Genomic DNA, 12,180 nt, shown 5'->3' with positions numbered 1-12,180 from the left:
GCAGAACTGTGACCATACGTTGGCGCTTTGGCGCTGTTGTAAGGTTGCGGTCATGATTTTATGATGATTTCTATATTAGAAGATTTGTAATAGATTGTAAAGAAATATGACGAAAAAATTTACTTAAGTTGTATATAAGTGCAACTTATATACACCCATCGAAAGGTGGTCAACCCCTTCGCTTAATTCACGCATTGAAGCCCCCACGGATTCATCAGTATCATATAGTTCCAGTCAACTGAAGTTCGCGCCTCATCTTCAAGCAGTTTGTACTGTTGGGATAAAATGGCTCAAATCCTTACACAGCAATACTTATATGTTGCAAAATCATATTAGAATTTAACTATAATAATGGGTAAAGCTGCCGCAAATGCTCCCTAATTAGCTACTATGCCTAATCCGCAAAACCTACCGTTCCTAGAGTCTGTTGGTTGGCAACTAAATAATGTTTATCAATTGACAGAGAAAGAAATGCTCCAATTGTATCAACGCAATTGGCATCATCAAACTACTTTCAATAATTTCCAGAAATCCGAAAAAGATTTTGTTCATTATTTAGCCAAAAAATACAACTCTTGGATCTTGCCAGATTTAGAAATGTTTCACCTAGAACATCATAATAAAATCCTGAAAATCCTTAATACTTTTAATCGAGAAGTTCTTCAAAAAGCTGATGCACACTTCGCAGGTGGTACACTCTTGGCGTTAGAATATGATGAATATAGGCTGAGTAAAGATATTGATTTTCTCTTCCCCTACGGAACTGAAAATTACAGATATTTAAGAAACTTGGTGTACGATGAAGGAATTGCTGCATTATTTCAAAGCCCAACAGATATTCGATTAGGTGAAAGTACAATAAATCAATATGGCATCCGTTTTCCCGTTGCCGTCAACGAAACGAATATTAAAGTAGAAATTGTAGCCAATGGAGGTTTTATCTTAGACCCTCCTGTTTATCCGAATTGGGCTAATATTCCTTGCTTGAGTACAGGTGATAGATTCACATCAAAGCTTATGGCTAACGCCGATAGATGGAACGATTCAAGCACACAATCTAGAGATTTAATTGATTTAGCAATATTGCGCGTAAATAATGAAATTACTTTACGGGCAATTGCTAAAGCTGAAGAAACCTACGAAGTGAAAAAGCCCCTAGTTAAAGCCATCAACAATTTCATTGAACGAGAAGAATATAGAGATAAATGTTTTCAACAGTTGAATGTACCTGAAAACAAAATTCCAGTAATAATGAATGGATTAAATTTGCTTTTTGTTGATTTTAATTAAACGCCATCTAAATTACAGGCTTCATCAGGTAACTCCACACCCCCCACCTGGACTAAACAGATAACTTTGATATGTACTGATGCTTAACGGGACTTAAACAAAAATCAAGCCCAAATATAGCCCAAAGTGGCTTTATAAGCAGCAAACAGGTCACGATTGAGAGTCAACCAATCAAAAAATCGCTCTTGTCATAGCTGTTCTAAAAGCCTCTAAAGCTGTCGCGCGAGTACGCGCGCCCGCTACGCTAACAGTAAATGTGTTCAAAGGTTTGTTAGCCCACCTTCGTCTTAACCCTCCAGTTAACTGATGCCGCAGATAGGTCAAAACAGCGTCTCCCGTGTCTCAAACTCTCCTTGCTCTGGTCTTTCTAGAGGTTCTCCTACCCAACCACCAATCACTTCTTCAAAAAAACCAGGCATCCACTCTCTTTTTGATGGAGTTATGGGTTTAATTATTACTTCTACTTCAATATCACCACTGACTATCCCTGCTGGAATGTCCAGATGCAAAACTCCGTCAGCCCCAACATGAGAACATAACTTAATACTTTGCATTACTGTTTTCTCCTAGTCCTTGCGGGAAGTGAGAATTACGTGGTATCTCATCTATGATGCCGTATTCTTTTTCAATCACACCCAACAATTTCTCTTCCACCGCAGTAAGATAAGCCCGATTCAGCTTACCCAATGACTGCAATAGATTTTTGACCGTCTCCAAAGAGCGAGTCGGAATATATTCGAGTAAGGCGATCGCAAAGGAGCTGCATCTGCTGGCACTCTTAGGGCAGGTAATCGAATGACTTGAGATGCTTCAACCCAACTGTCAGCTCTCCATCCCAGACCCTTACAGTACAGCTGAAATTATTTACTCTTGTGACGATAGCCCAACAGCCACCCTTACCCCTAAGTTCCGGGTTGTCCTTGGCCAGAATTTGGCAAACTTCACCGATCTGGTAGGTATTGGGTACTTGCGTTCGCTCCATAATGCGCTGCACAACATCTTTGACGATTCTACCAGTTGGCACTTTACCACCAGCTTCTTTGACTGCGGACTGCCAACAACTAACTCTGTCAACTCAGGAATTTCGACAGCCGTCACCGTGATTGTTGCTGTAGATGGGTTTTCTTCTTGGGAAATATCCTGGTTTACAGGGTTATCTGGCGATGTTGAATTACTGGATGAAAAAGAAATAGCACAAAATAAAAATCGCTTCTTCTGATGAGGCGATGCAGAAGTTCAAGGCGATCGCAGAATTTTTCGGTCTACTGACTGTGGTTGGCGGTTGTCGCTCAAATGTAATGTTCCGATTTGGGTTGATGCGGTCAGAATTTAAGATTTCCAATTTACGCAAAGACGAAAGTGTGTATCAATCTTTTGAGGAGTTTTTGTCATTAGTCAGTTATTAATCAATCTGTTGCTCTATGTATCGACGTGAAGACTATAAACTTAATAAATTCTAGTTAATCTTTCAATACAAACTTTTAATTTTTCAGCTAAAACCCGTACATGAGGTTCAGACATAATACTATCATGATGACCAGGAATATCATGGATTTCTAAACCGCCAGCAGCTAATTCTTCCCACCTTTCCAGATAACGAGTATATTCTTGAGTTTGTTCGACCGCTCTAAAAAATATTAGTTTCCCTGGATAAACTGTAGGATAATAATTTTTGTAAGCAGTCGAGATCGCATCTATCACCGCTAAGTTGAAAAATGCACGAGGTAAAGGCAGATTCCTCCTCACATAAAATTGGTAAACATTTTCCTTAATTCGATTTTGAATTCGGCGATTAATCTTTTCCCAAATAGATTTTATCTGCTGTTGAAGTGTCAAATTAGCAAAAGAGCTACGGCTGCGCTTAATCATATCCTTTAAACTCAATATAGATTGATGGATATGAGACAACTTTATTTTGATGGGAGATACAGAATTTACACCTTTATTTGCTGGAGGTATCATTTTCGGAGGATAGGCATCAAAAATAGTTAGTAATTCAACAGTCTCTCCTTGAGCATAAAGTTGTTGTGCCATTTCATAAGCTATTACACCTCCTGCACACCATCCTCCCAGAAAATATGGCCCGTGTGGCTGAACAGTTTTTATTTCTTTAATATAATGAGATGCCATATTCTCAACACAGGTATGGGGAGATTCTATACCATCTAAACCCTTTGCTTGTAATCCATAAACTGGTTGGTCTGCATCTAATTTAGACAACAAATTCAAGCTATATATCAAACTTCCGTAAATAGTATGTATATAGAAAAAAGGTCTTTTTGAACCATGAGGTTGAATCGTAACTAATGAAGAACTAGAAGTAGAAAATTCTTCTTGACGAAGTATATTAGCTAGTTTTTTAATTGTTGGAGCTTGGAAAAAAGTATTCGGAGTAATATTGTTACCTAATATATTTTCAATTTGAGTAACTAGCCTTATAGCTAATAGAGAATGTCCTCCTAAATCAAAAAAGTTATCATTCAATCCAAGGGGATGAACACCCAACACATTTTCCCAAATTTTGGTAAGTTTTAGTTCTAAATCATCAGATGGAGCAGTATATTCTGCCGATTTCAACTTGTTAAAATCAGGAGTGGGAAGCGCAAGACGATTAATCTTACCATTAGGAGTTAAAGGCATAACATCAAGTACAACAAAAGCAGCAGGAAGCATATAATCAGGTAACTTCTGCTCCAAGTACTGTTTTATTTCATTGATAATAGCCCCACCTTCTCTAGGAATAATATAAGCTACTAATCGCTTCTCTCCAATCATATCTTCTCTAGCAATGACAACAGTTTCTTTAATTTGAGGATGTTGGTTTAATAAAGCTTCAATTTCTCCTAATTCAATCCGAAAACCACGAATTTTAACTTGAAAATCTTTCCTACCTAAACATTCTATGACACCATTAGCTCGCAAGCGTCCCAAGTCTCCAGTGCAGTAAATTCTCTTATTCCCACCCTGCGGGTCTTCTAAAAATGCTGCTTTTGTTAATTCTGGTTTCTGCCAATATCCAAGGCAAATATAAGGACTTCTAATCGCTATTTCTCCATAGATATCAGTTTGTTTACATTCACGATCAAGCAAAATAATTTCTGTGTCTTCAAAAGCATAACCTGCCGGCACATACTTCTGAGTAACTTTGGTGTTTTTATCAATTAAATATTGAAGATTGAAAGAAGATTCTGTTGAGCCTAAACCATTAACAAAAATACATTCATCTGCAAAGAATTTTTGATATAATTCAACATCATTTTTAAGAACTTGTTCTCCTCCCAATACTACTAAACGTACCTGAGAAAGCTGCTTTTTGACAATTGATTCTTGGGAATTTAATATCTCAATAAAATGTCGATAAACCGTAGGAGTCGAATGATAGATAGTAATTTTCTCTACTTCTAACCAATCAACTAAGTGAGCTAAACCTTCTGACTTGATATCAAATGGGTACAGAGTAGCACCATTCAAAAGAGCCGAAAAAATATCAATAATTGCTGCATCAAAACTATAAGATGCAAATAAACTTAACTTGTCTTCTGATGAAACATGAAGATTATTAGTATAGTTTCTAATGAAATGTAGGACATTGCGGTGATTTTGGAGAACTCCTTTGGGTTTTCCTGTTGAACCAGAAGTATAAAGAATATAGGCAAGAGTATCTACTGATATTTCTTGGTTAATTTCTAAAAACGAATCATTAATCTTAATATCATCAATATTAATAACGGGCAATTTACCCTCAACTAATTCTTGAGCATAACTCAAATTTTTGTGATTAGTTAAAACCACTTGAGCAAGCGAATCTTCGAGAATATATAAAACCCTATCTTGGGGATATTTGGGGTCAAGAGGAATATAAGTTTTACCTGCTTTCAGGACTCCCAAAATTGCAGCTATCATTGGTGCATCATGATCAAATAACAGGGCAATCTTACTCTCTTGCTCGTTATTTTCCTCAAGAAGTGCTTGAGCTATCCTATTAGCTTGAGTGTTTAACTCTTTATAAGTCCATTGATAATTTTGAGTTTTGACAGCAATATGATGAGGGTATTTTGTTACTTGCTGCTCAAATCGTGATGGTATAGATTGTTCAATCTCTTGTTTGGGAAATTCTATAAATGAATTAGTAGGACTAACTTGATGACGCTGATGTGATAATTCATAACACTCCGTTTCAGTTAAAATTGAGAAACTAGAGATTGTTTTTTCTGGATAAATAGAAATTCTTTCTAGCAATTTCTGGAAATGCGTTGCCATCCATTGAATTGTATCTGCATTGAAAAGAAGTGTATTGTAAACAAATCGTAGATGAATTTGATTATTTTCTTCTCCTACATAGAGATTCAAATCAAACTTAGAAGTGGTTTCAATAATAGAAATGGGTTCGACCATTAAATCATTAAGTTTGAGAGAATCTTGAGCCAAGGTAACCATGTTAAACCAAACTTGAAATACTGGATTATAGCTGATACTTTTTGCAAGTTTGAGTTCTTCTACTAGCTTTTGAAAAGGTAAATCTTGATGAGTATAAGCGTCTAAAGTAACTTGTCGAACGCGATTTAGTAATTCTCGGAAACTAGGATTTCCGCTCAAATCGCTCCGCAAAGCCAAAGTGTTGACAAAAAACCCAATTAAATTTTCAATTTCTGTGCGATTGCGTCCTACGATGGGAGTTCCCACAATTATATCTTCTTGTCCACTGTAGCGAAAAAGTAATACTTTAAATGCTGCCAATAGAGTCATAAATAAAGTGACCCCTTCTTTTTGACAGAGGGTTTTGATGTTTGCAGTTAATTCCGAAGATAACAACAGAGTATGGGAAGCACCTTGGTAAGTTTGGACTTGTGGACGGGGAGAGTCCATAGGTAATTCTAAAACAGGTAAGGCTCCACCTAATTGTTGTTTCCAGTAAACAAGTTGAGATTCTAAAAATTCATCTGTAAGCCAGTGGTGCTGATACAAGGCAAAATCAGCATATTGGATGGAAAGGGATGGTAATTGTAAGGGATTTCCTGTAGAAAAGGCTTGATAAAGTGCCGCCAGTTCCCGTTGCAATATATCATCAGACCAACCATCAAAAATAATATGATGAATATTAAATAATAGTAGATGCGATTCTGCCTTTAACCGCAACAGTTTAACACGAAAGAGAACATCATTTGCTAGGTTAACAGGTGTTTCTACTTCTTGTTGAGCTATGTTTTCTGCTTCTATTTCTCGCTGCTTATTAGGCAACGATTCTAAATCAATTATAGGTAATTTGAAATCAATATTTTTAGTAATTACCTGAGTTGGTTCTCCGTCTTTTGAAATAAAATTAGTTCGCAGAATTTCATGACGTTGTATAATTTCGCCTATACTTCTTTCTAAGGCAGTAATATTTAGTACACCCTGAAGCCGTAGCTTGAAGGGCATATTATAAGCAGTGCTGTTGGGTTCTATTTGTGCGAAAAACCAAAGACGTTGTTGAGCAAAGGAAAGTGGTAGATTTTCTTGTTGCTGTCTGGGTTCAATTGGTGGCAATAATAAAGAATTGTTAGTTTGTTCGGTAATACCGATCGCTAGGGAAAGTTGCGAAATAGTAGGATATTCAAAGAGTAAGCTTAATGGTATTTCTTGATTAAAGGTTTGTCTGATACGCGAGACAACAAGAGCTGCCAGCAATGAATGTCCACCTAACTCAAAGAAATTTTCATCAATGCCAATATTTTCTACTTTCAGAACCTGACTCCAGATATGAGCAAGAATTTTTTGTGTATGAGTTATTGGAGCAGTATATCTAATTCGATAAGCAGAAAAATCGGGAGTAGGAAGAACATGGTAGTCAATTTTACCATTGGGAGTCAAAGGGAAAGATTCTAAAGCCACGAAAGCAGAAGGAACCATATAATCAGGTAGCTTCTGTTTCAAATAATCACGTAATTTATGGGATATTTCTGATTGTAATAAGGTTATTTCTTTATTACCTATTCCCTCTTTGGCAGAGTAAAGGATAATATAGGCAATTAATCTTTGTTCGCCAGGTATATCTTCTCTAGCGATAACTTTAGCTTCCTTCAAATCTGGATATTGATTTAATAAAGTCTCAATTTCTCCTAATTCTATTCTAAAACCGCGTATTTTAACTTGGTTGTCGATGCGTCCCAGAAATTGGATATTACCATCAGGTAAATAACGAGCTAAATCTCCCGTTTTATACAATTTGGTATTTTCTAGTGGATGAAAAATGAACTTCTCATTCGTTAATTCCGGTCGATTTAAATAACCTTGTGCCAAATCTCCTCCAATATATAACTCCCCAGCAGCACCGATAGGAACAAGATTTTTCTGAGGATCGAGAATATATACTTTGCGGTTTGGTAAGGGACGACCAATGGGAATGTTGGTATAAGATTCGATTGCTGTAATGTCTTGAGGAACTGTAAAAGCGATCGCTGTTATGGTTGCTTCTGTCGGTCCGTAAGCATTAATTAAGCTTACTCCTTTTATCGGGCTATTGTACCACATTTTTAGGGTTTCTGCTGGTAGTGCTTCACCACCGCAAATGACTAATCTGAGTTGATTTATGGGAGCGAAACAAATCTTTTCATCTAGAGACTGCAACCATTGAGTTAAGTAAACAGGAGGAATGTCAACAACAGTCAAACTATAATTAATCAATTTTTGGTGGAATTCCGAGGGAGTTAATAATTTTGCGTCAGCAATGATCAGCGTAGCTCCCACTACTAAAGTTGTTAAAATTTGCTCCAAGGAAACATCGAAACTGACGGAGGCAAATTGTAAAATGCGATCGCTCGAATTGAGTTGGTAGTATTGTATAACATTCTGGCAGTGATGAGCGATCGCTTGATGTGAAATCAAAACTCCTTTCGGTGTTCCTGTTGAACCAGAGGTATAAATAATATAAGCCAGATTGTCCGCACTTATACAACTTTGCAGATTGTTTGTAGATTCGATTGCAATATGTAGCCAATCTGCATCTAAATTCACAACTTGCAGCAAATTTATGAATAACTTATCAGCTAAAGATTTTTGAGTTAAAAGAATAGTAACTTGCGAGTCCTCAATCATAAACCTGAGACGTTCTTGAGGATAAACTGGGTCTAGTGGTAAATAGACACCTCCAGCTTTGAGAATTCCTAACAACCCAATAATTCTTGCTAAAGATGGTTTTAAACACAATCCGACTAATTTATTCGCACTGATTCCTAGTTTTCGCAGATAATTTGCTACTTGATTAGCTTTTTTGTTGAGTTCTTGATAAGTTATTTCTTCGTTTTCAAACACTACCGCAATCGCATCAGGTGTTTTTTCTACCTGTTCTTCAAACAATTGATGAATATATTTATCATTATTAATATTTACCTCACTCTGATTCCAAGCAATTAATAATTGATGCTTTTCCGATTCAGTTAGTAAAGGTAATTTCCAAATATTTTGTTCAGAATCAGTCAATATCTCAGACAATAAAACTTGGAAATTTTTGAGCATTCGCTCCATTGTCAAATCATCAAACAAATCCGTATTATATTCCCACTCACCTATTAACTGCCCATTCCGTTCTTCCATTGACAAAGTGATGTCAAATTTCGCCGTTGTTACTAATGGTTCTAAAACTTCTACATTCAAATTTGGTAATTGTAATTCTCCTATTAGTGCATTTTGCAAAGCAAACATCACCTGAAAAATAGGAGTATGAATGGGATCGCGTTCTGGTTGCAAAACTTCAACTAGCTGCTCAAATGGTACATCCTGATAGGTGTATGCTTCTAAACATACCCGTCGGACTCGACTTAATAATTCTCTAAAACTCGGATGTTCAGCTAAATTAGTCCGTAATGCTAAAGTATTAACAAAAAATCCTATTAATCCCTCAATTTCTCTGCGGTTACGTCCTGCAATGGGAGTTCCTACAATTACATCTTCTTGTCCGCTGTAGCGACAAAGTAATACTTTAAACGCTGTTAGTAAAGTCATGAACAAAGTCACACCCTCTTTTTGAGCAAAAGATGTGATACTTGCAGTTAACTCTGGTGATAAAACGAAGGTTTTTGTTGTTCCTCTGTAGGTTTGGACTCTGGGACGGGGACGGTCTATAGGTAATTCTAATATAGGTAAAATTCCACTTAGTTGCTGTTTCCAATAATAAAATTGTGATTCTAAGTTACTATCAGTAAACCACTTTCTTTGCCATAAACTAAAGTCTGCATACTGAATAGGAAGTTTCGTTAACGGAGAAGTCAAACCTTCACAATAAGCTGTATAAATTGCGTTCAATTCTGCAAATAGTATCCCAAAAGACCAGCCATCAAAAATGATGTGATGAATATTAAATATCAGTAGAGATTTTTCTGCGCTCAATTGCAACAGATGAACGCGAAATAGAGCATCTTTCGCAAGATTAAAAGGCCTTTTTGCTTCTTGTTTAGCTATTTTTGCAGCTTCTATTTCTAGTTTATCATCGGATAGTGATTGTAAATTAATGACAGGTAAACTAAAGCTATTTTTCCAGCTATCATTAATAATCTGTATCGCTTGTTCGTCGATAAAAACAAAATTTGTGCGTAATAATTCGTGACGCTCTATGATGTCAGCGATGCTTTTTTCCAAAACAGCGATGTGAAGTAAACCCTGAATTTTAAAACTGTAAACAAGATTATAAGCAGTGCTATTAGGTTGTAATTGGTCTAAAAACCAGAGACGTTGTTGAGCAAAAGATAGGGGTAGAATCTCTAGCTGTTGTCTTGGTTCTACTACTGGTATTAATAAATTATTATTAGTTGTTTCTGTAATACCAAGATGCTTGGAAAATTGAACAATAGTAGGAAATTCAAATAATAAATGGATTGGGATTTCTTGGTTAAATGCCTGTCTAATCCGGGATAGAACTTGTGTCGCTAGTAATGAATGTCCACCTAATTCAAAAAAGTTATCATCAATTCCAATATTATCTACCTTCAGAACTTGACTCCAAATATCAGCGATAAATTTTTCTGTAGGATTCTGAGGAGCAACATAATTACTTCGAGCAGATGTGTAATTGGGAGCAGGAAGAGCGCGATAGTCAACTTTACCATTATTAGTCAAAGGGAAAGACTCTAACACTACAAAAGCAGCGGGAATCATATAATCAGGTAGCTGCTGTTTTAGGTAATCGCGTGTTTTATATGAGATTTCTGATTGTAATGAGTGAAATTCCTCTTTTACAGAGTTGGGTATAATATAGGCGACTAATCTCTTATCTCCAGGAATATCTTCCCTAGCGATAACTTTAGCTTCTCTCAGATTTGGATGTTGATTTAATAATGTTTCGATTTCTCCTAACTCGATTCTGAAACCGCGAATTTTTACTTGATTATCAATTCTTCCTAGATACTCAATATCACCATCAGGTAAATAACGAGCTAAATCACCTGTTTTATAAAGACGTGCTTCTGGTTGATTATTAAAAGGATGGGAAATAAACCTTTGGGCAGTTAATTCTGGTCGATTTAAATAACCACGCGCTAAACCTGCACCTCCGACATAAATTTCACCAGCTACACCAACAGGTACAGGTTGCAAATGAGAATCTAATATGTAAAATTGTAAATCTGGAATCGTACAACCAATTACTTTTGATGAAGAATTTAAATCGGCTATATTGATGGGGCGATAGGTAACATGAACAGTAGTTTCCGTAATACCGTACATATTCACTAATTGAGGAAACTTGTCTCCATGTCTGTCAAACCAAGGTTTTAAGCTTTGAATATTCAGTGCTTCTCCACCAAAAATAACAAAGCGTAAATTCAAATTACTATTAGAATTACTATTATTACTTAAAGACCCTTCAAATTGTATCAGTTGTTGGAAAGCAGAAGGTGTTTGATTTAGAACTGTAATTTTTTCTTGCAATAATAAATTATAAAATAATTCAGGAGAACGACTTACATAATAAGGGACAATAACGAGACGACCACCATAGAAAAGCGCACCCCAAATTTCCCACACGGAAAAGTCAAATGCGTAGGAATGGAACAAACTCCAAACATCATTCTGGCTAAATTGAAACCAAGGCTGCGTGGCTGCAAATAAACGAACGACGTTACAATGGGCAATAAGAACACCTTTAGGTTGACCTGTTGAGCCAGAAGTGTAAATAACATAGGCGAGGTTATTAGGCTTAATGGCTATTTTTGTTGGTTGACTTGGTGTTTTGACGATATCTTCCCAATCAGCATCTAAACAAACTATCCTAGCTTGATGTTCGGGAAGTTTTTCAACTAAATGCTGTTGTGTTAACAAGATTGAAACTTGAGAATCTGACAGCATGAAAGCTAAACGCTTTTGAGGATAGGCAATATCTAAAGGTACATAAGCTCCACCAGCTTTGAGAATCCCTAATATTCCTATAACCATTTCTAGGGAACGTTCTACACAAATACCCACTAAAACTTCTGATTGTACTCCTAATGATTGCAAATAATTAGCTAATTTATTTGCACGTTGATTGAGTTCTTGATAAGTAAGTTGTTGATTTACTCTTCGAGTCGCGCTTTGCGCGTCTGCAAACACCACCGCGATCGCATCTGGTGTTTTCTCTACCTGTTCCTCAAACAACTGATGAATGCACTTATCTTGGGGATAATCTGTCTGAGTTTGATTCCATTCAATTAATAATTGATGCCTTTCCTGTTCTGTAACAGGGGCTGTAAAATCGTGCAAGAAACCACACCATAATTGTTCAGGATTTGCATAAGACTCTAGAAAAGTATCTTCTATCTTTTTCATAAGTATATTTTTTCAGATTTTTAATTACGTATTAATACTTACAAATTTTAAGTATATTTTGTTATATTCTATATATAGCAAAAATATTTGAAAAGTATAAAAAATCCCCCTTAA

Annotated in this window: 6 protein-coding genes and 1 pseudogene; 3 read left to right on the top strand and 4 right to left on the bottom strand. The window is 36.3% G+C overall.

Annotated elements, in window-relative coordinates:
• Positions 1-390: 390 nt before the first annotated feature.
• On the top strand, positions 391-1,290 hold the full coding sequence (locus AC5JMF_RS07720) for a nucleotidyl transferase AbiEii/AbiGii toxin family protein (RefSeq protein ID WP_495795118.1): 900 nt from the start codon (positions 391-393) through the stop codon (positions 1,288-1,290).
• Between the two features lie 104 nt (positions 1,291-1,394).
• On the opposite strand, the pseudogene AC5JMF_RS07715 reads toward AC5JMF_RS07720, so the two are convergent.
• The 3 genes and pseudogenes from AC5JMF_RS07715 to AC5JMF_RS07705 all read right to left on the bottom strand — a co-directional run.
• Positions 1,395-1,599 (bottom strand): annotated as a pseudogene (locus AC5JMF_RS07715) (hypothetical protein); the annotation flags it as partial.
• A gap of 11 nt (positions 1,600-1,610) precedes the next feature.
• The gene (locus AC5JMF_RS07710; protein ID WP_495795117.1) at positions 1,611-1,844 is read right to left on the bottom strand and encodes a hypothetical protein; all 234 of its coding nucleotides are present in this window, start codon (positions 1,842-1,844) and stop codon (positions 1,611-1,613) included.
• Entirely contained in the window at positions 1,831-2,007 is a 177-nt protein-coding gene (locus AC5JMF_RS07705) for a hypothetical protein (RefSeq protein WP_495795116.1), read from the bottom strand. Before AC5JMF_RS07705 ends, AC5JMF_RS07710 begins: the two co-directional genes overlap by 14 nt.
• Positions 2,008-2,095: 88 nt before the next feature.
• On the opposite strand from AC5JMF_RS07705, the gene AC5JMF_RS07700 reads away from it, so the two are divergent.
• Entirely contained in the window at positions 2,096-2,509 is a 414-nt protein-coding gene (locus AC5JMF_RS07700; protein WP_495795115.1) for a hypothetical protein, read from the top strand.
• Between the two features lie 7 nt (positions 2,510-2,516).
• Positions 2,517-2,696 carry a hypothetical protein gene (locus AC5JMF_RS07695; protein ID WP_495795114.1) on the top strand — a complete coding sequence of 60 codons (180 nt, stop codon included), beginning with the start codon at positions 2,517-2,519 and terminating at the stop codon, positions 2,694-2,696.
• Between the two features lie 40 nt (positions 2,697-2,736).
• On the opposite strand, the gene AC5JMF_RS07690 is transcribed toward AC5JMF_RS07695, so the two are convergent.
• Positions 2,737-12,066: a non-ribosomal peptide synthetase gene (locus tag AC5JMF_RS07690; RefSeq protein ID WP_495795113.1), complete on the bottom strand. Its 9,330-nt coding sequence runs from the start codon at positions 12,064-12,066 to the stop codon at positions 2,737-2,739.
• Positions 12,067-12,180 lie beyond the last annotated feature (114 nt).

The sequence above is a fragment of the Desmonostoc vinosum genome (genome assembly GCF_059505385.1).
The sequence above is the reverse complement of the archived record's forward strand: the minus strand, read 5'-3'. Positions and strand labels throughout refer to the sequence as shown.